Source organism: Flavobacterium sp. 28YEA47A (assembly GCF_041262125.1).
GTDB lineage: Bacteria > Bacteroidota > Bacteroidia > Flavobacteriales > Flavobacteriaceae > Flavobacterium.
In genome coordinates, this window is record NZ_JBGCCI010000001.1 from 338288 (window position 1) to 357104 (window position 18817).

Sequence of the window (18817 nt, forward strand, 5' to 3'; positions counted from 1 at the left end):
GGAGAAAAGGAAATCTGGCTGTTTATTTAGAAATTTTTAGCTTTTGGCAAAGCCGCAATAAACTCAGTTCCTTGTTCATGATGGTATACAATATCCAGTTTACCGTTATTATCAGATAGGAACTGTTTTACCAAAAGTAACCCTAGACCGGTTCCTTCTTCAAATCCGGTTCCTTTTTCAGAAACCATTCTTTTATCAAAGTTTAGGATTTCTTCAATCTTGACTTTAGAAATTCCCACTCCGGAATCAGTTATATGGATATTATGGAATAGGTCATCTTCAGAATATTTTATCTCAATTGTTCCTGACAATGGCGTAAACTTAATCGCATTAGAAAGCAGGTTATTGAGTATAATCTGCACGTGTCCTTTATCTGCATCCACAATAACATCTTCATGTGAATTGATATGGACAATTGTAATTTCTTTTGCTTTTGCTGTCAGTTCCAAAGCCGCAATAGAATCCCGAACTACGGCTTCCATATCAATATTTTCCTTATTGATCTTGGCTCCGTCTAACTGTGTCATCGACCAATGCAAAATATTATTAAGCATAATAGAAGTGCTATCCACTTGCGTTATCAGATGCTCGGCGAGCACTTTTAATTCTTCATCGCTGATTTCTCCTTCCTTCAACAGTCCCAAAACCTGCTGTATCGAAGCAATAGGCGATCTTAAATCGTGTGATAATATCGAAAACAACCTGTTTTTGGTCTGGTTCAATTCACTCAAATTATGATTTTGGGCTGTTATAAGTGCTTTTTGATTTTCAATATCCTGATTTTTAACCTCTAATTCATTGTAGAGTTTTTCTTTAATCTTCGTGTTTTTGGTGTATTGATAAATGATTGTCAGAAGATAAAGCATAAACAATATGACAGAAACAGAAAACAACCGCGTGTTTTTTAGCTTGTGCTGTGCCGCTTCATTTTTTGCTATAAGCTTTTCATTTTCGGCTTCTTTACGTTTTAATTGTAGAAGATTGATCTCTTTTAATTTAGTATCGTTGAATAGCGAATCGTTGTATGATTTGCAGATTGCCAGATATTTAAAAGCCATCTCATAGTTATTTTCATTCTTGTAGGCAATCGACAAAATTTCTGCCGCTCTTGCAATATCCCATTTGGCCTGCGCTATTTTTGCTGCTTCTAAACCTTTGAGTCCATATTCCTGTGCCTTTTTGTAATTTCCTTTTTTGATGTAAACTTCTGAAAGTCCCGTAAAGGCAAATGACCTTTCCCATTCATTAGGGAAATCAGAATCGGTTAATACTTTTTGGTAATAATATACAGATGAATCCAGATCGTTTTTCAGGTAATGGATATTTCCGAGCCTGTTAAAGGAAAGATGTTCCATATTCGCATCTTTATTCCGAGCTGCCAATTTCAGCGATTTATGGAAATTCTTATACGAACTTTCATAATCCTTCAACTCAACCTGAGATATTCCTATATTAAAGTACACCTTACTCTCTAAAACAGCATCTTTCAATTCATGGATAAGGATATTAGCACCTTTAAACAGCTTAATAGCTTCTTCATTTCTGCCAATTCCCTGCTGAATCAATCCTTGCCCCATCAGACATTTGGCTATTCCCAACTTATTATTATTCTCTTCATATAGCAGAAGAGCTTCCATAAACTTTTTCAAGGCGATATCATACGATCCCACAATATAATAGCTCGCACCATAATTATGGGCGACATCTGCAATCAGGATTGGGTCTTTTGATTTCTTAGCAACAGTTTCAGCCTTTTTAAGCAGCTTTTCTGCTTGCTTAAAATCACTATAGACAACTTTTTTTGATTCGGCTAAATAATAGGAAACGGAATCTTTCGGTAGGTTAAAAGAATAGCTATTGGTTTTTGACAAAACCAAACAAATAAATACTATAAGAAAGTTTATTATAGATCTGGGCAAACTATTTCTAACTAGAATTCCGCTATAAAGGTATCAAATTTCGAGCCTTAATTTAGTGGTATACCGTAAAAATCTTAGTGGCTTCGTTATAGGCACTTTCAAAACTCATTGGACTGGTGTGGGTAGCCACTTTTTCTGCCGTAAAATAAGAGAGCATTTTTTCTGTCGGCATATTGCCCGTCAGATCGTCTTTTGCCATTGGGCATCCTCCAAAACCTTGTATGGCTCCGTCAAATCTTCTGCATCCTGATTTATAAGCTGCATCAACTTTTTCAAACCATTTGTCTGGCGTTGTATGAAGATGGGCACCAAACTCAATATGTTTGTATTTTGGAATCAGGTTAGAGAAAAGATAATCGATTACTTCTGGAGTTGAAGAACCCACGGTATCCGAAAGCGATAGGATTTTGACACCCATATCGGATAATTTTTCTGTCCACTCGCCTACAATTTCTACATTCCACGGATCACCATATGGATTACCAAATCCCATAGAAAGATAAGCAACAACTTCTTTATCGGTAGCGTTAGCAATGTCCAGGATTTCCTGTAAAGTTACCAATGATTCTGCAATCGTTTTATGCGTATTACGCATCTGGAAATTCTCCGATATGGAAAACGGATAACCCAAATAGCGTATTTCTTTATGTTTTGAAGCTGTTTCAGCACCCTGAGTATTAGCTATGATAGCCAACAGTTTGCTATTGGTTTGGGAAAGGTCAAGTTTTGACAGCACTTCAGCCGTATCTGCCATTTGAGGAATAGCCTTGGGAGAAACAAAACTTCCAAAATCTATGGTATCAAAACCAACACGTAATAAGGATTGGATATAGTCCACTTTCTTTTCGGTTGGGATAAATGCCTTGATTCCTTGCATTGCATCCCTCGGACATTCTATAATTTTAACTTGTTCCATAGAAATCCAAAGATAGGAAAGAATTCTATTTTACGAAATCGTTTTTTCCTAATTTTATGCTAACAGATTATAGAATAATCTTACTTTTTTTGAAGTATTTTTTTGTTGATTTTTTTGATTAATTCCGGTCCTTCGTATATAAATCCGGTATACAATTGCACAAGGCTGGCTCCTGCTTCCAATTTCTCCAAAGCATCTTCTGCAGAATGAATACCTCCTACTCCAATAATAGGAAACGATTTATTACTTTTTTCAGATAGGAAACGAATGACTTCTGTAGAGCGTTTTGTCAAAGGTTTACCAGACAAGCCGCCTGTTTCTTTCTGGTTTTCTGACGTAAGGCCTTCTCGTGAAATTGTCGTATTCGTAGCAATTACACCGGCAATTTTGGTGTCGTTTACGATATCTACAATATCCAAAAGCTGCTCGTCTGTCAAGTCCGGAGCTATTTTCAGAAGAATTGGTTTTTGCTTTGGCTTTGTCGTATTCTTTTGCTGCAAAGTCTGTAACAATTGCGTCAACGGTTCTTTATCCTGCAAGGCACGCAGGTTTGGCGTATTAGGCGAGCTTACATTCACGACAAAATAATCGACATAATCATATAAAGCATCAAAGCAGATTTCATAATCTGAAACCGCATCTTCGTTCGGAGTCAGCTTGTTCTTTCCAATATTTCCGCCTATCAGGACACCATTATTTTTCTTCAATCGTTCCACAGCTTCAAAAACACCACCATTGTTGAAACCCATCCTATTGATAATTGCCGAATCTTCTTTGAGTCTGAAAAGGCGTTTTTTCGGATTACCTTCCTGTCCTTTTGGCGTAAGTGTCCCGATTTCAATAAAACCAAATCCCAAATTCGAAAGTTCCTTATATAACTTGGCATCTTTGTCAAATCCCGCAGCCAGGCCAACAGGGTTTTTAAATTTCAGTCCAAAAACCTCACGTTCCAGGCGTTTGTCATCGACCTGGTATAGCGATTTAAAAACGGATTTGGCTCCCGGAATCTTATTTAGAAACCGTAATGTGGAAAAAGTAAAATAGTGGATTTTTTCTGGATCGAAGCCAAAAAGTATAGGACGGATTACCGATTTGTACATTATAGTCGTGTTGTGTTGTTGTCCTGCAAAAATAGAATTATCCCACCGATTATTAAATGCTTAAAAAGATTTTTTTGTTGAAACATCTAAACTAACGCATTCAAAACTTTTTTATCTTTAACAGAAGAAACATCTATGTACTATGAAATTTGAAGAATTACGCCCGATACTCTGGACAGAGAAATTAGATGAAACCATCGATTTTTACACCAAAATGCTTGATTTTACTTGTGATGAAAAAAATGACGATTGGGGCTGGGCTTCACTGCATCGAGATTCCATAGTAATTATGCTGGCAAAACCAAACAGCCATGAAGGATTTGTAAAACCTACTTTTACCGGCTCATTTTATATCTCGATAAATGATGTTGATTCGTTTTGGGACAAGCTAAAAGACAAGGCGAATATCTGCTATCCTATAGAAAACTTTGAATGGGGCATGAGAGAATTTGCAATTTATGACAACAACGGATATATTCTCCAATTTGGGCAGGACATCCCTAATCAGGAATAGACTATGACAAAGCCAAAACTTATTGGAATCGCTCCACAGCTCATTGTTCCTGATGTAGTACAGACCGCAGAATATTACCGTGATGTATTGGGTTTCGAGATTATTGGATATTTTCTGGAACCGCCGGTTTATGCCATGGTAAAAAGAGATGAATTCCAGATACATTTCGGAAAAGCAGATGCCGATTTTGAAATAAACAAAAATGAGTATTACAAAAAAGGATGTACGGATTTGATTATCTGGGTTCCTGAAATCGATGCTTTTTATGAAGAGCTTCGTTCCAAAAATGCCACAATCTTTCAGGAAATAACAAAACGCGTGTACGGTAGCCGTGAGTTTATCATTCAGGACTGTAATGGATATTTGATAACTGTTGGAGATTAATTTTATACTATACCATAAAGAATGAGAAACAACATCATAAAATTTATTTTTTTAGCTTTCGGTTTAATGTTTATAAGCTGTAAAGAAGACCCTGAATTAGTTGTAGGTCACAGCCTTGTAAATGACCCCGCTTTGGGGCATAAAAGAACTCTAAAACTTTTCAAAGACAGTACTTTCATGTTTGCAGACAGTTCGTTAAACAGAGGCCTAGATCGTGATACAATCATAAAAGGGAAATACACAATAAAGAACGACACTATTTACTTTCAAGATCCATTTTATTATTTTAAAAAAGGTATTTTAACAAACGGGTATTTTGAGTTATTAAGCCCAAGACCTTTAAAATTTGAATTATTAAAAAATAATTCTCAAATCAATTCAAAAATTTACACCGATACTAAATCTGATTTTACATTTTTCACCTACACAAAAGAGTATTTTGGAAAAGACTTAATTGGCAAAAATTCCTCTTTAAATGAAGATGAAATTTTAAAAGTCAAGGACCTGATTCAAGCTACTATAGAAAAAAACAAGGCTAAATTTTATAGCAATTTCAATGAAAATGATTATAACAAACAATGTATGGTAATTATCAATTCTAAAAATGAAAAAGAAGTCCAAATACATTGCATAAGTAAAAAAAGTAGTTTTACTTTAGATTGGAAAGAACAGCCTCTTATTGTTAAGGATGGTGGCGATTATTTCTTTTGGATAACAATAAATCTGACAAAAAATGAAGTTACGGATTTAAGTGTCAATGGTCAAGCCTAATACCTATGCTAAAACAAAAGTTCAACAATCTGCTTCAAACGTATACTCAGGATATTTCTCTGCAAGAAAAATTCTGGCTGGAAATCGAAAAGCATTATAGTTCAGGCAAAAGGCATTATCACACACTTTTGCATCTGGAAAATCTTTTTGGAGAGTTGAAACCTATACACGGAAAATTTGAAGATTGGGATACGCTACAGTTTTCCCTATTCTATCATGACATTATTTACAAGTCTTTCAAAAGTAACAATGAAGAAGAAAGTGCTTTGTTAGCAGCAGACCGCCTTCGCCAAATTGGTTACTCGGAAGAAAAAATTATCAAATGCGAGAATCAGATACTCGCCACAAAATCACATAGTTTTGCGGATAATGACACTAACTTTTTTACTGATGCCGACTTATCCGTTTTAGGAAAAGACTGGGAAACGTATGCTGTTTACTATCAGCAAATCCGAAAGGAATACAGTCTTTATCCTGATTTTCTCTACAACAACGGGCGAAAAAAAGTACTGGAGCATTTTCTGGACATGGAAAGCATTTTCAAAACAGAATATTTCCAAAATAAATATGAAAACCAGGCACGATTGAATATTGAAAAAGAGTTCCGGATACTCGATAAATAATCGTTAAACCTTGACACAAAAAATAAGAAAAACTTAAATAAATCGTAACTTCGCGACACATTTTTAAACTTATAGTATGCAACATATCATTGACCGTTTTATCAGTTATGTGACAATTGATACGGAATCGGATCCAAATTCAAATACAACTCCAAGTACAGAAAAACAATGGGATCTGGCTAATAAATTAGTAGAAGAATTAAAGGCAATCGGAATGGAAGACGTTACGATTGACGAAAATGCTTATATCATGGCTACACTGCCAAGCAATGTAGATCATGACGTGCCAACAATCGGGTTTGTTTCGCATTTTGATACAACTCCGGATTTTACGGGCGCAAACATCAAGCCGCAGATTATACAAAATTATGATGGTGGCGATATTGTTTTAAATAAAGAACAAAATATTGTACTTTCTCCTAGCTATTTCAAGGACCTGTTGCAATACAAAGGACAGACTATTATCACTACCGATGGTACTACACTTCTTGGTGCAGATGATAAAGCGGGAATTACAGAAATTGTTACAGCAATGGAATACCTGATCCAGAATCCTGAAATCAAACACGGAAAAATCAGAGTAGGTTTTACTCCTGATGAAGAAATTGGACGTGGTGCTCATAAATTTGATGTGGCAAAATTCAATGCAGACTGGGCTTATACTATGGACGGAAGCCAGATTGGCGAATTGGAATATGAAAACTTCAATGCTGCCGGTGCAAAGATTACTTTCAAAGGAAAAAGCGTGCATCCCGGTTATGCTAAAGGAAAAATGATCAACTCTATGCTGATTGCAAACAAATTCCTTTCAAAATTACCAAAAGACGAAGTACCTGAAAGAACAAAAGGTTATGAAGGATTTTTCCACGTACATCACCTGAACGGTACGATTGAAGAAACCGTATTGGAATTGATTATCCGTGACCACGATAAGAAAAAGTTCGAAAAAAGAAAAAAACTGGTTGAAAAAATCACGAAAAAAATCAACAAGAAATTTGCAGAACAATTCGGAGGTGATATCGCTACTGCCGAAGTCAAAGACCAGTACTACAACATGAAAGAAAAAGTAGAACCGGTTATGCATATTGTTGATATTGCTGAAAAAGCAATGAAAGAATTGGGCATCAAACCAATCATCAAGCCAATCCGAGGTGGAACAGACGGTTGCCAACTTTCGTATATGGGACTTCCTTGCCCAAATATTTTTGCTGGTGGACATAATTTTCATGGCAAATATGAATATGTTCCTGTAGAAAGCATGCAGAAAGCAGTTGAAGTTATTGTAAAAATTGCTGAACTGACTGCCGCAAAAAAATAAGCGTGTATGGAAGAAAAACATACATGGGATAAAACCAATCAATGGGAAGAAGAGTTGGATTTCCTGAAGTCGATTATTATCAAGACAGAATTAGTTGAGGCTATTAAATGGGGAGCTCCCGTTTACACCTTAAACAATAAAAATGTCCTGGCAATTGGCGGTTTTAAAAACTTTTTTACCATTTGGTTTTACAATGGTGTTTTTCTGAAAGACCCGAAAAAAGTATTGGTCAATGCCAATGAAGGTGTTACAAAATCCTTAAGGCAATGGCGTTTTCAGTCTAAGGAAGAAGTAGATGAAAAATTGGTGCTTTCTTATATCAGGGAAGCTATTGAAAATGAAAATGCTGGACTTTCAATCAAGCCTGCAAAAAAAGAAGCTATTGTTTCTGAATTCATGGAAAACCAATTCAACGCTGATTCTGGTCTGAAAAAAGCTTTTGAATCGTTTACTCCTTTTAAACAGCGAGAATTCTTAGAATATATCGAAAGTGCCAAGCAGGAGAAAACAAAAATCGCACGATTTGAAAAAATCAGACCAATGATTTTAGAAGGAATTGGCCTGAATGACAAATACAGATAATAAAAAAGTCCCGATTGCTCGGGACTTTTTATTTTTTTATAGAAAACGATTATTTAGCTTCGTTTGCCATTTTGCTCAATTCCAAAGAAATTGCAGAACGCTCCATTTTTAGTTTTCCTGACATTGTTTCAAGAACAACAGTTCTTTCTGCAAGTTCAGCAATTCTTCCGTGAAGACCACTTTTTGTAATCACCTTGTCTCCTACTTTAAGACCGGTTTCAAATTCTTTTTCTGCTTTAGCTCTTCTTTGTTGAGGCCTGATCATGAAAAAGTACATGACCACAAACATTCCACCGAATAAAAGTAAATTTGCGTATTGTTCCATAATAATCTTAGTGATTTGTCACTCCAATTCCACCTGCTTTAGGTGTAACTTCTGCTCTAATAGTTAATAATTCGTTTCCGTTAGCTGTATTAGCCGTAATATTTACAGACTTTTGTTGTTTTCCTGGTTTTCCAGTAGAATCAAAAGTAACTTTCATTGTACTGGTTTCTCCTGGCTTGATTGCTTCTTTCTTATACTCAGGAACCGTGCAACCACAGCTTCCTTTAGCATCAGCAATAATCAAATCAGCATTACCTGTGTTAGTGAACGTAAAAACGTGTTCTACTTTGTCACCTTCTTTGATTGTTCCAAAATCAAATTCTTTTTCTTTAAAGGTCATTACCGGTATTTTTCCGGCTGCTTCTTCACGCATGGCTGTTTCCTGAACATTGGAAGCCTCGATTTTTGAAGACGCATTTTCTTTGCAAGAAGCGCTTAATAATAGCGTTGCAATTGCTAGTAAACCTACAGTTTTTTTAATCATGATCATGAGTATTTAAGTTACATCAAACCTCTTCCGGTTTTATTTAATTTATTTGCTGTTTGGTAGTCTTTTACCAAATTGTCTAAAATTCCGTTGATAAAAATACTGCTTTTTGGCGTAGAATATTCTTTTGCTATTTCTAAATATTCGTTAATAGTTACTTTTACAGGTATAGAAGGGAATTTTAATAACTCACAAATAGCCATTTTTAAGATAATCGTATCTACTTCAGCTATCCTGTCTGAATCCCAGTTTGGAGTCTTATCGATAAATTCTTTTGACAATTCCGGTTCATTCAAAACCGTTTTTCGGAATAGATTTTTAGTAAATTCCTTATCTTCAGAATCTTTGTATACTCTTGGGATTGAAAAATCTTCGTCTGTAGATTTCAAGGCTTTTAGCTGCTTGGCAATATGCGTATTCACTAACGGAATATCATCAATCCATGTCAACTTATTATCTTCAAGATATTCGTAAAGTTTTTCATTTGGAGCAATCAATTCTGTAAAAACCGTAACAACAAAGCGTTTGTCTTCTTCAAAATTGTTTACACGATTGCTCATGTACTCTTTATAAAGGTCACTGTTTTTAATTTCTTCCAGAAGAATTCTGATATAATCATCATTCAAATGCCAGTCATTGATTTTTCTATTCTCCAAAGCCATGCTTAAAGAATTGCTTTCAAGCAGCAACTGCAATACATGATTGTTGATGAATTTCTTATTAGGATTACGCTCGTCAGGAGTTGCGAGGTGTTTTTTGCTGGACTTGTCAAGAAAATCTTCTTCTCTTTTTTGGATTTCTACCAAAGAGGACAGCATAATAAGGTATAAATCTTGAATATTTTCGATACTGTAAAATAAGAATTTTTCTTCTTTTTCAAGATTATCGGAATTGTTTTGATGCATGGCATATACTGACTGCATTACTTTTACACGGATATGTCTTCTATTTAACACCTTATAAGAACTTTTAAAAATTAACAAAGCGAAAGAGATTTCTTTCGCTTTGCAAAAATAGTAATATTATTGAAACCCTAAATTATTATTTAGCGTTTTCTTTTTTTCTGTCGTCAATACGTTTTTGAGCAATAGATAAAGCTGCCTGGTGCGTAGTAATACCGTTTGTTTCAGCAAAATTGAAGATCTCCAATGTAGTATTGTAGATGTTTTCAGTTCTTCTCAAAGCCTCAGCGCTATCATAACCAACAATTTCAGCATATACATTAATGATACCTCCAGCGTTGATCAAGAAATCAGGAGCATAAGCAATACCTCTGTCTTTCAGGATTTTTCCGTGGATTTCTTCATTAGCCAATTGGTTGTTAGCAGCACCAGCAATGATTTTTGCCTGGATTTTGTTTACTGTAGCATCGTTAATTGTAGCACCCAATGCACATGGAGCATAAATATCAACTGGAGCACTGTAAATATCTTCTCCTGTAAAAATCTGAGCGCCATATTTTTGACTGATTTCTTTCAATCTAGCTTCGTTGATGTCAGTGATTTGTACCAAAGCACCTTCTTTTGTAAGGTGGTCGATAAGTGTCTCACCTACGTTTCCAGTTCCTTGAACCAGGATTTTTTTACCATCCAGGTTATCAGAACCAAATTGGTACTTAGCTGCTGCTTTCATTCCCATGTAAACACCAAAAGCTGTTACAGGCGATGGGTTTCCAGAACCACCTCTTGATTGAGAGATACCTGTTACATAAGGAGTAACATCTCTGATCAGGTCCATGTCTGGAGTTGTAGTACCTACATCTTCAGCAGTAATATATTTTCCGCTTAGTGAATTAATAAATTCACCAAACTTTATCATCATTTCTGGAGTTTTGTCAACTTTTGAATCGCCAATAATGACGGCTTTTCCACCTCCTAGGTTCAATCCTGAGATAGCAGATTTAAAAGTCATTCCTCTAGACAGTCTCAAAACGTCATTAAGAGCTTCCCATTCGTTGGTATATTTCCACATTCTTGTTCCACCCAAAGCTGGTCCTAAAACTGTGTTATGAATGCCGATTATTGCTTTCAAACCAGTATCTTTGTCATTACAAAATACGATTTGTTCGTGATTGTCAAATGATAATTGTCCAAAAACCGGGTCGATTTTGTGAAGCTCACTTGCTTTTGCTACTTCTGTTATCATACTATCTTTTATTAAGTGGTTAATTATGATTTCATCAAAAAGATGTCGCAAAATTAAGATTTAAATCAAAACTTTGCAATGAAATTAACCTTTATTAGCAATCCATTAATGAAAATAGCTTTTTTACATTTTAAATAAAAAAATATTTTACTCATATTTTTAACAAAAAAAAATAAATTATTTTATCACTTTTGCAAATACAATGAAAGAACTTCAATATTTAAACAAATATTTCACCAAATATAAATACCATTTTTTATTAGGAATTATTACCACAATTGCTGCCCAGTTTTTTTCCCTTTACACACCAAAGCTAATCGGAAATTCTATCAATGCACTGACGCAGAAAGAGTTTGATTCTGAAACCACAAAAAATATTCTTCTCGAAAATATTGTATGGGTTTTAATTACTACGATTATTGCAGGCGTTCTTACTTTTTTAATGCGTCAGACATTAATTGTAATGTCACGTTATGTAGAATTCGACTTAAAAAATGAAGTTTTCAGGCAATACGAAAATCTTTCTCAGAATTTCTATAAAAGAAACAGGACAGGCGACCTGATGAACCGTATCAGTGAAGATGTTAGCAAGGTCAGGATGTATGTTGGTCCAGCGGTTATGTATACCATCAACACCTTTATCCGTTTTGCCGTGGTAATCGTACAGATGTATATTATTTCGCCAAAGCTTACCTTATATACTTTATTGCCTTTGCCAATTCTTTCTTATCTGATATTTAAACTCAGCAACGAAATCAATATAAGGAGTGGAATTTTCCAACAAAATCTTTCACAACTTTCAAGCTACACTCAGGAAGTCTTTTCTGGAATCCGAGTTATTAAAGCGTATAGCCTCGAAGAAAAATCACAGGGCGAATTTTCTGATCTGTCAGAAGAAAGCCGTGAAAAGAGCATGAGACTTGCCAAAACCAACGCTTTGTTTGGTCCGCTAATGATTTTGCTAATCGGGATGAGTAACCTTGTCGTGATTTACGTTGGAGGTATGATGTATATTAACGGCTCTATAAAAAGTATCGGTGTCATTGCAGAATTCATACTTTACATCAACATGCTAACCTGGCCGGTGGCTTCTTTAGGATGGGTTTCATCTATGATACAAGAGGCAGAAGCGTCACAAAAAAGAATCAACGAATTCCTGAAAATACAACCGGAAATCAAAAACAAAACATTAGAAAGCTCAATCATTGATGGAAAAATAACGTTCAACCATGTTAGCTTTACTTATGAGGACACCAACATCACAGCCTTAAATAAAGTAAGTTTCACGATACAAAAAGGAGAAACACTGGCTATTCTTGGAAAAACAGGTTCCGGAAAATCGACCATCTTAAACCTTATTAGTCGATTGTATGATATTAAGGACGGCGAAATCACTATTGATGGCCACAATATCAAAGACCTGAACCTTCATGATGTCAGAAACAGTATTGCTTTTGTACCTCAGGACGCTTTCTTGTTTTCAGATACGATTATGAACAACATCAAGTTCGGAAAGGAAAACGCTACAGAAGCAGAAGTAATCGAAGCAGCGAAAAAAGCGGTTGTCCATACTAATATTATAGGGTTCAACGAACAGTACCAGACTGTAATCGGTGAAAGAGGAATTACATTATCGGGCGGACAAAAACAGCGTATCTCTATTGCAAGGGCAATCATCAAAGATTCCAACATTTTACTGCTTGACGACTGTCTGTCTGCCGTTGACACAGAAACCGAAGAAGCGATCCTGAATAACCTTCTTGAATTCTGTAAAGACAAAACAACTATTTTGGTAAGCCATAGAGTTTCATCAGCCAAAAACGCAGACAAAATCATTATTCTTGACGATGGAAAAATCATCCAACAAGGCTCTCATAATCAATTGGTAAACCAGGAAGGTTATTACAAAGACTTGTATCTGAAACAACTTTCTGAAAAAGAAATCCTATAAAAATGTTGTTTAATTCAGCTATTTTTTAGATTTTTGGTTTCCAGTTAACACAAACCAATTGAACGACGGATTATGAGAGAAAATGACATGCTAGAAAAAGAAGAAATTTTTTCTAAAGTATTGAGAGCCGGAAGAAGAACTTATTTCTTTGATGTTAGAGCTACAAAAGCTGACGACTATTATATCACAATTACTGAAAGTAAAAAATTCACTGAAGAAGACGGTTCTTTTCATTTTAAAAAACACAAAATCTACCTTTATAAAGAAGATTTTACCGCATTTTCAGAAATCTTGGAAGAAATGACTTCTTATGTCTTAAACCACAAAGGCGAAGAAGTAATCTCTGAAAGACATCAAAAAGATTTCAAGAAAGAGTTCTATACTGAAAAAGCTACTGCTGAAACTACCGCCACAGCAAGCTTTACAGATATTGACTTTGACGATATTTAATCAATACACAATAACAGAATTCCCGAAATGACCTTTCGGGAATTTTTTGTTTATATAAGATTCTGGCATAGTTTTTTCTCAAGTTCAAACCTAACACCGTAACAAACTCCTAAATGAGACATCTTCTTATCCTATGCCTTTTCGTAAGCAATTGTCTTCTTGCGCAGACAAAAATTACCGGGACTTATGATACAAAAACAAAAAAATTCACTCCCGAAGACAAGAGCTACAACATCCAATATTTTTTTAAAGGCTATGCCTCTGTCTCAAATGGCACAGCCTCTGGAATAATCGACAGTACCGGAACTATTGTTGTACCGCTTATTTACGATTCGACAGTCGCCAGTTTTACAGAAAACAGAGCACTAGTCAAAAAAGAAAATCTATACGGCTATGCAGATAAATCAGGCAAGGAAGTAATCCCATGTATTTATGATGAAGCTAAAGGTTTTTCAGAAGGTTATACTTGGGTAAGAAAAGAAGAAAAATGGGGGCGTATCGATCCTACTGGCAAAGAAAACATTCCTTTTATTTATGAGGCGGCCGGCTTTACATCAGAAGGCATGACACGGGTACGAAAAGACGGGAAATTCGGAGCCATTAATCAAAAAGGGCAAGAAGCCGTTCCTTGCATCTATGATGAGATTGGTTTTTTTAAAGATGGATTGGCAGTAGCCACGAAAGGACAAAAACGTGGTTATGTAGACAAAACAGGAAAAACGGTCGTTCCTTTTATTTATGAACTAGCTGACGATTTTAAAGGCGGCGTAGCTATTGTCAGAAATAACAACAAATGCGGCCTGGTTGATAAAACCGGAAAAGTTATAGTTCCATTAAAGTATGACGGAATGGGTAGTTTTGATAGCGACCAATCTGGATTGGCTAGAGTTCAGATAGGCAACAAATGGGGCTTTATCAATAAAAAAGGAAAAGAAGTTGTTCCGTGTATTTATATCAAAGCTAATTTTTTCAGTGAAGGCCTGGCATTAATCGTTACTGACAAAGGAGAAAGTGGTTATGTAGACACAACCGGAAAACTTATCATTCCATTTACAAAATATACCAGGGCTGAAAATTTCAGAAACGGAAAAGCAGAAGTAAGAAAAGGTAATGATGTTTTTTTTATCAACAAGCAAGGACAGCCAGTCAACTAATTCAATTTGATATTATTTTGTAATTATAGTAACAGCCTCAAAAGAGGCTGTTTTTTTTATCCAATCCTCAAACCATTTTCCACTTTAAAATCCGGAGACAGCAAGATAACAGAACCTTCCTCGCCTACCGCTCCTAAAACAAGACATTCGCTCATAAATTTGCCAATCTGTTTTTTAGGAAAGTTTACAACAGAAACGATTTGCCTTCCAACTAAATCTGCTTTTTCATAATGTTTTGTAATCTGAGCGGAAGTCTTTCTGATTCCTATTTCAGCACCAAAATCGATAACCAGCTGATATGCCGGCTTTCTGGCTTCTGGAAAATCATTAGCTTCCATAATAGTCCCAACCCGCATTTCTACTCTTTCAAATTCGGACCATGATAAATTATTCTGTAATTCTGAATTCATAATTTTAATTTTCTATTCTAAATACTGTCTGTCAAATTTCGAAAATTTCTGCCTATATTTAAAGCTCGAATTTTATTTTAAATGCAATGGCAAAAACACCATCAAATATGCTCCCACTTGGGACTTCTGCTCCACAATTCAGACTGAAAGATACTAATTCTAGTTTTTATTATTCTTTTGAAGACCTGAAAGGCAAAAAAGGCACTTTGGTTATGTTTATCTGCAATCACTGTCCCTATGTGATTCATGCCTTGCCGGAAATTTTGATGATTGCCAACGATTACCGCGTACAAGGCATTGGGATTATTGCTATCAGCAGCAATGATGTTGAAAAATATCCACAGGACGGCCCGGAAATGATGTCTGAATTCGCTTTTAAAAACAGTTTTGATTTTCCTTACCTATACGATGAAACCCAGGATGTCGCCAAAGATTTTGATGCCGCCTGTACGCCTGACTTTTATCTTTTTGACTCACAGGACAAATTATTTTATCGAGGACAACTAGATGATTCCCGACCTTCAAACGGAATTCCTTTAAGCGGCAGTGATTTGAGAAACGCAATCGACGCCTTAATTTATAACAGAAGCCTGCCTGAAATCCAAAAACCAAGTTTGGGTTGCAATATCAAATGGAAATAATTATTTCTTTTCCAATACGATATCAATCGGACGGTTCATCTTAGGACCAAACTGTGTCTCACGAGCTTTGCTGGAACATAGGACATACATATTGAAACTATTCAGTTTTACAATTTGCGTTTTAAAATTGCCTCCGTTTTCTTCACCATCAACATCTTCAACTTTCAGGCTAAAATCATCTCCCGGAAACGTGTTTTTGATAGAAAGCAGATAATTGTCTTTTGCAAAAGGAAAAAACCAGCGCTCTTTTGAAACCTGAGAATCGCTCGTTATCCTATTGCCTTTATCATCTATTCTATAATTAGCAGTAAAAGTCAATGGTTTTCCGGCACTTGTCCAACTGTATAGATTATTGATATTCAGCAAATCAAGACCCAATCCGTTAATTATGGTAATTTTTAATCCGGGAATATTCTCTTTTTTGCCTGCTTCGTGTACATTCAATACAAAATAAGAAGTAAAATCATAGCCGCAATGTTGTGCAACCTGAGCTTTTGAAGAAATCGAAAACAGAAAAAGAATAAAAAACAAAAAACGCATCGGATCAATTTTAGTAATGGCAAAAATACAAAAGCAAATAGCATTCCAAGAAAAAAGCACCTCTAATGAGGTGCTTTTAACAACTATAAATCGAAATCTTATTATTTCACATCCATTAATTCAACGTCAAAAACCAAAGTAGCATCTGGAGGAATAACACCACCTGCTCCACGAGAACCATATCCTAAATGCGATGGAATAACAAAACGAGCCTTGTCTCCTACCTGAAGTAAAGCAATTCCTTCATCCCATCCTTCAATTACATGGCCTTTTCCTAAAGGAAATTCAATTGGTTTTTTTCTTGGGTAAGAAGAATCGAATACTTTTCCGTCTTCCAACTGTCCGGTATAGTGAACAGAAACGGTCTTACCGTTTTCTGCTTTTTTACCGTTTCCTTTTTGAATCATTTTATAACGAAGTCCGCTTTCAGTCTTATCAAATCCAGCAGCTAATTTTTCCATTTTAGCTTCAGCTTCTTCTTTTGCTTTTGCTTCACGTTTTGCACGAGAACCTTCAAATACTCTGAAAGCCTCAATAGCATTCCATTTTTTTGCCTCATCACCTTCACGGATAATTTCAATACTTTGAATTTCATCGCCCTGAGCAATTGCATCTACAACATCCTGTCCTTCTACCACATGACCAAAAACAGTATGCTTATTATCCAACCAGTTTGTTGGCACGTGTGTGATAAAAAATTGCGAACCGTTAGAACCCGGACCAGAATTAGCCATAGACAATACACCTGGCTTATCATGCTTTAATTCCGGATGAAACTCATCATCGAATTGGTAGCCCGGTCCGCCTGTTCCTGTTCCCTGAGGACAACCGCCCTGGATCATAAAATCAGGAATCACACGGTGAAATTTAAGCCCGTCATAATAAGGCTTGCCTTGTGGTCTTGATTTGTTTTCTAAATTTCCTTCTGCCAATCCAACAAAGTTACCTACAGTTCCAGGCGTCTTATCATGTGTCAATTTCACTAAGATTGCCCCTTTTGGAGTATTGAATTTTGCGTATATTCCGTTTTCCATCTTATTAATTTTATTTTTGAATCACGCAAAATTACGAATTAAAATGTGAAAATAAATACAATTAATGACCTAGGTCAAACAAAGAAACTAGGTATTTACTTAAATTTGCGTCACAGAAAAAAGAGAATTCTCCGTTCTGAAAATAAAAACAACCAACCACATGAATAGCATTTTTCATCCTGAAGGAAATAAAAAACTGATTGAGCGCATAGAGACGCTCACTCCGATTACACATAATGAATGGGGAACAATGAACGTAAGCCAGATGCTTGTGCATTGCCAAATGCCCATTAAGGTTGCTTTTGGAGAGATAAAGATTAAAGTCGGACTTATTGCTTTGCTATTTGGAAAAATGGCAAAAAAAAGCGTGATTAGCAAAGACCCGATTAAAAGAAACCTGCCTACTGCTAAAGAATTTGTCGTAAAAGGACATCCTGATTTTGAGCAGTCAAAAACAGAACTAATTACTTTAATCTCAAAATTTACCAACGAAGGCCCTGGCGCAATAAAGAACCCTAAGCATCCTTTTTTTGGAAATCTTACAACTGATGAATGGGATTATATGCAATGGAAACACCTGGACCACCATTTAAAACAATTCGGAGCTTAAAAAATATTTGATTTAGGATTTATGATTTTAGAAGCGAAATCTGAAATCCTAAATCCTAAATCACAAATAGTAAATCCTAAATCACAAATCCCTAAAATGAGAATCGACATTATCACCGTACTTCCTGAATTATTAAGAAGTCCTTTCGAAGCCTCTATCATGAAAAGAGCGATCGACAAAGGACTGGTAGAAGTCCATTTTCATAATTTGAGAGATTATACGACAAACAAACAAAAGAATGTCGACGACTATCAATTTGGTGGAGGCGCGGGAATGGTTATGATGATTCAGCCTATTGATGATTGTATTGCAAAGCTGAAAAGCGAACGCAACTATGATGAAATCATTTATATGACTCCGGATGGAGAAACTTTAAATCAGGGCATGGCTAATCAGATGTCGTCGTTAGAAAACATTATCATCTTATGTGGTCATTATAAAGGTGTAGACCAAAGAGTACGGGATCATCTGATTACTAAAGAAATTTCAATCGGAGATTATGTACTTTCGGGTGGAGAGTTAGGAGCTATCGTATTGTCTGACGCTTTAATCCGATTAATTCCGGGCGTTTTAAGCGATGAGACTTCTGCCTTGACAGACAGTTTTCAAGACAACCTATTATCGCCTCCAATTTACACACGCCCATCCGACTATAAAGGCTGGAAAGTACCGGATATTTTGCTAAGCGGTCATTTTGCTAAAATCGACCAATGGCGTGAAGACAAAGCTTTTGAACACACGAAGAATAGGAGACCGGATTTGTTGGAAGACTGATTTTTGAATTTTTGATTTATGATTTCGGATTTTTGAAGACCTTTTAAATTTTTGATTTGAGATTTTTGATTTTTGAAGGCTGACTTATTTTTTGATTTTTGAAAACGTACCTACATAAAGCATCGTAGTTCTAAAATCTTAAATCCTACCTCCAAAATCTTAAATCTTT

General features: G+C 35.7%; 22 protein-coding genes. 12 read left to right on the forward strand and 10 right to left on the reverse strand.

From position 1 onward, the window contains the following. Positions 1-26 precede the first annotated feature (26 nt). The 3 genes from ABH942_RS01605 to ABH942_RS01615 all read right to left on the reverse strand — a co-directional run bounded on the left by ABH942_RS01605 (position 27) and on the right by ABH942_RS01615 (position 3935). Positions 27-1871 carry a tetratricopeptide repeat protein gene (locus ABH942_RS01605; RefSeq protein ID WP_370029252.1) on the reverse strand — a complete coding sequence of 615 codons (1845 nt, stop codon included), beginning with the start codon at positions 1869-1871 and terminating at the stop codon, positions 27-29. A gap of 100 nt (positions 1872-1971) precedes the next feature. Beyond that, on the reverse strand, positions 1972-2835 hold the full coding sequence (locus ABH942_RS01610) for a hydroxymethylglutaryl-CoA lyase (protein ID WP_370029253.1): 864 nt from the start codon (positions 2833-2835) through the stop codon (positions 1972-1974). A gap of 80 nt (positions 2836-2915) precedes the next feature. Then, complete coding sequence (locus ABH942_RS01615) at positions 2916-3935, reverse strand: quinone-dependent dihydroorotate dehydrogenase (RefSeq protein WP_370029254.1); 1020 nt, start codon at positions 3933-3935, stop codon at positions 2916-2918. 142 nt (positions 3936-4077) lie between these two features. On the opposite strand from ABH942_RS01615, the gene ABH942_RS01620 reads away from it, so the two are divergent. The 6 genes from ABH942_RS01620 (at position 4078) to ABH942_RS01645 (ending at position 8127) form a co-directional block, all read left to right on the forward strand. Further along, a complete protein-coding gene (locus ABH942_RS01620) occupies positions 4078-4449 on the forward strand; it encodes a VOC family protein (protein WP_370029255.1) in 372 nt (123 codons plus the stop codon). 3 nt (positions 4450-4452) lie between these two features. After that, the gene (locus ABH942_RS01625; RefSeq protein WP_370029256.1) at positions 4453-4833 is read left to right on the forward strand and encodes a VOC family protein; all 381 of its coding nucleotides are present in this window, start codon (positions 4453-4455) and stop codon (positions 4831-4833) included. Positions 4834-4854: 21 nt separating this feature from the next. Next, positions 4855-5604, forward strand: coding sequence for a hypothetical protein (locus ABH942_RS01630; protein ID WP_370029257.1), 750 nt, complete (start codon positions 4855-4857; stop codon positions 5602-5604). Between the two features lie 5 nt (positions 5605-5609). Then, positions 5610-6227, forward strand: a complete 618-nt coding sequence (locus ABH942_RS01635; RefSeq protein WP_370029258.1) for a hypothetical protein — start codon at positions 5610-5612, stop codon at positions 6225-6227. Positions 6228-6303: 76 nt separating this feature from the next. Continuing rightward, positions 6304-7545, forward strand: coding sequence for a peptidase T (gene pepT / locus ABH942_RS01640; protein ID WP_370029259.1), 1242 nt, complete (start codon positions 6304-6306; stop codon positions 7543-7545). Between the two features lie 6 nt (positions 7546-7551). Beyond that, a complete protein-coding gene (locus ABH942_RS01645; protein ID WP_370029260.1) occupies positions 7552-8127 on the forward strand; it encodes a YdeI family protein in 576 nt (191 codons plus the stop codon). A 49-nt stretch (positions 8128-8176) separates the two neighbouring features. Here the strand turns inward: ABH942_RS01645 and yajC are convergent, their stop codons facing one another. The 4 genes from yajC to ABH942_RS01665 all read right to left on the reverse strand — a co-directional run bounded on the left by yajC (position 8177) and on the right by ABH942_RS01665 (position 11084). Continuing rightward, positions 8177-8452: a preprotein translocase subunit YajC gene (yajC, locus tag ABH942_RS01650; protein WP_140001186.1), complete on the reverse strand. Its 276-nt coding sequence runs from the start codon at positions 8450-8452 to the stop codon at positions 8177-8179. Between the two features lie 7 nt (positions 8453-8459). After that, on the reverse strand, positions 8460-8936 hold the full coding sequence (locus ABH942_RS01655) for a DUF1573 domain-containing protein (protein ID WP_370029261.1): 477 nt from the start codon (positions 8934-8936) through the stop codon (positions 8460-8462). 17 nt (positions 8937-8953) lie between these two features. Continuing rightward, positions 8954-9862, reverse strand: a complete 909-nt coding sequence (nusB, locus tag ABH942_RS01660) for a transcription antitermination factor NusB (RefSeq protein WP_370029432.1) — start codon at positions 9860-9862, stop codon at positions 8954-8956. A 118-nt stretch (positions 9863-9980) separates the two neighbouring features. Then, positions 9981-11084 (reverse strand): Glu/Leu/Phe/Val dehydrogenase, encoded by a 1104-nt coding sequence (locus ABH942_RS01665; RefSeq protein WP_140001184.1) that lies wholly within the window; start codon positions 11082-11084, stop codon positions 9981-9983. Positions 11085-11286: 202 nt separating this feature from the next. Here ABH942_RS01665 and ABH942_RS01670 point away from each other — a divergent pair, with 202 nt between their 5' ends. The 3 genes from ABH942_RS01670 to ABH942_RS01680 all read left to right on the forward strand — a co-directional run bounded on the left by ABH942_RS01670 (position 11287) and on the right by ABH942_RS01680 (position 14639). Beyond that, entirely contained in the window at positions 11287-13035 is a 1749-nt protein-coding gene (locus tag ABH942_RS01670; RefSeq protein WP_370029262.1) for an ABC transporter ATP-binding protein, read from the forward strand. A gap of 72 nt (positions 13036-13107) precedes the next feature. Continuing rightward, entirely contained in the window at positions 13108-13485 is a 378-nt protein-coding gene (locus tag ABH942_RS01675) for a PUR family DNA/RNA-binding protein (RefSeq protein WP_140001182.1), read from the forward strand. A 113-nt stretch (positions 13486-13598) separates the two neighbouring features. After that, entirely contained in the window at positions 13599-14639 is a 1041-nt protein-coding gene (locus ABH942_RS01680; RefSeq protein ID WP_370029263.1) for a WG repeat-containing protein, read from the forward strand. 56 nt (positions 14640-14695) lie between these two features. Here ABH942_RS01680 and ABH942_RS01685 read toward each other — a convergent pair whose 3' ends face one another. Next, positions 14696-15049 (reverse strand): tRNA-binding protein, encoded by a 354-nt coding sequence (locus ABH942_RS01685; protein ID WP_056070482.1) that lies wholly within the window; start codon positions 15047-15049, stop codon positions 14696-14698. 86 nt (positions 15050-15135) lie between these two features. Between ABH942_RS01685 and ABH942_RS01690 the strand changes: the two genes are divergently transcribed. Further along, entirely contained in the window at positions 15136-15690 is a 555-nt protein-coding gene (locus ABH942_RS01690; RefSeq protein ID WP_370029264.1) for a thioredoxin family protein, read from the forward strand. Here the strand turns inward: ABH942_RS01690 and ABH942_RS01695 are convergent, their stop codons facing one another. Further along, positions 15691-16230: a hypothetical protein gene (locus ABH942_RS01695; RefSeq protein WP_370029265.1), complete on the reverse strand. Its 540-nt coding sequence runs from the start codon at positions 16228-16230 to the stop codon at positions 15691-15693. A gap of 101 nt (positions 16231-16331) precedes the next feature. Beyond that, entirely contained in the window at positions 16332-17264 is a 933-nt protein-coding gene (locus ABH942_RS01700) for a peptidylprolyl isomerase (RefSeq protein ID WP_370029266.1), read from the reverse strand. 160 nt (positions 17265-17424) lie between these two features. Between ABH942_RS01700 and ABH942_RS01705 the strand changes: the two genes are divergently transcribed. After that, positions 17425-17874 carry a DUF1569 domain-containing protein gene (locus tag ABH942_RS01705; protein WP_370029267.1) on the forward strand — a complete coding sequence of 150 codons (450 nt, stop codon included), beginning with the start codon at positions 17425-17427 and terminating at the stop codon, positions 17872-17874. Positions 17875-17970: 96 nt separating this feature from the next. Next, positions 17971-18648: a tRNA (guanosine(37)-N1)-methyltransferase TrmD gene (gene trmD / locus ABH942_RS01710; RefSeq protein WP_140001175.1), complete on the forward strand. Its 678-nt coding sequence runs from the start codon at positions 17971-17973 to the stop codon at positions 18646-18648. Positions 18649-18817: the final 169 nt, after the last annotated feature.

Excerpts from the sequence above, each read along its gene's own strand:
- ABH942_RS01610 (WP_370029253.1), bottom strand. The coding sequence starts at position 2,835 with ATGGAACAAGTTAAAATTATAGAATGTCCGAGGGATGCAATGCAAGGA.
- ABH942_RS01615 (WP_370029254.1), bottom strand. The coding sequence starts at position 3,935 with ATGTACAAATCGGTAATCCGTCCTATACTTTTTGGCTTCGATCCAGAA.
- ABH942_RS01620 (WP_370029255.1), top strand. The coding sequence starts at position 4,078 with ATGAAATTTGAAGAATTACGCCCGATACTCTGGACAGAGAAATTAGAT.
- ABH942_RS01625 (WP_370029256.1), top strand. The coding sequence starts at position 4,453 with ATGACAAAGCCAAAACTTATTGGAATCGCTCCACAGCTCATTGTTCCT.
- ABH942_RS01630 (WP_370029257.1), top strand. The coding sequence starts at position 4,855 with ATGAGAAACAACATCATAAAATTTATTTTTTTAGCTTTCGGTTTAATG.
- ABH942_RS01635 (WP_370029258.1), top strand. The coding sequence starts at position 5,610 with ATGCTAAAACAAAAGTTCAACAATCTGCTTCAAACGTATACTCAGGAT.
- pepT (WP_370029259.1), top strand. The coding sequence starts at position 6,304 with ATGCAACATATCATTGACCGTTTTATCAGTTATGTGACAATTGATACG.
- ABH942_RS01645 (WP_370029260.1), top strand. The coding sequence starts at position 7,552 with ATGGAAGAAAAACATACATGGGATAAAACCAATCAATGGGAAGAAGAG.
- yajC (WP_140001186.1), bottom strand. The coding sequence starts at position 8,452 with ATGGAACAATACGCAAATTTACTTTTATTCGGTGGAATGTTTGTGGTC.
- ABH942_RS01655 (WP_370029261.1), bottom strand. The coding sequence starts at position 8,936 with ATGATTAAAAAAACTGTAGGTTTACTAGCAATTGCAACGCTATTATTA.
- nusB (WP_370029432.1), bottom strand. The coding sequence starts at position 9,862 with ATGCAGTCAGTATATGCCATGCATCAAAACAATTCCGATAATCTTGAA.
- ABH942_RS01665 (WP_140001184.1), bottom strand. The coding sequence starts at position 11,084 with ATGATAACAGAAGTAGCAAAAGCAAGTGAGCTTCACAAAATCGACCCG.
- ABH942_RS01670 (WP_370029262.1), top strand. The coding sequence starts at position 11,287 with ATGAAAGAACTTCAATATTTAAACAAATATTTCACCAAATATAAATAC.
- ABH942_RS01675 (WP_140001182.1), top strand. The coding sequence starts at position 13,108 with ATGAGAGAAAATGACATGCTAGAAAAAGAAGAAATTTTTTCTAAAGTA.
- ABH942_RS01680 (WP_370029263.1), top strand. The coding sequence starts at position 13,599 with ATGAGACATCTTCTTATCCTATGCCTTTTCGTAAGCAATTGTCTTCTT.
- ABH942_RS01685 (WP_056070482.1), bottom strand. The coding sequence starts at position 15,049 with ATGAATTCAGAATTACAGAATAATTTATCATGGTCCGAATTTGAAAGA.
- ABH942_RS01690 (WP_370029264.1), top strand. The coding sequence starts at position 15,136 with ATGGCAAAAACACCATCAAATATGCTCCCACTTGGGACTTCTGCTCCA.
- ABH942_RS01695 (WP_370029265.1), bottom strand. The coding sequence starts at position 16,230 with ATGCGTTTTTTGTTTTTTATTCTTTTTCTGTTTTCGATTTCTTCAAAA.
- ABH942_RS01700 (WP_370029266.1), bottom strand. The coding sequence starts at position 17,264 with ATGGAAAACGGAATATACGCAAAATTCAATACTCCAAAAGGGGCAATC.
- ABH942_RS01705 (WP_370029267.1), top strand. The coding sequence starts at position 17,425 with ATGAATAGCATTTTTCATCCTGAAGGAAATAAAAAACTGATTGAGCGC.
- trmD (WP_140001175.1), top strand. The coding sequence starts at position 17,971 with ATGAGAATCGACATTATCACCGTACTTCCTGAATTATTAAGAAGTCCT.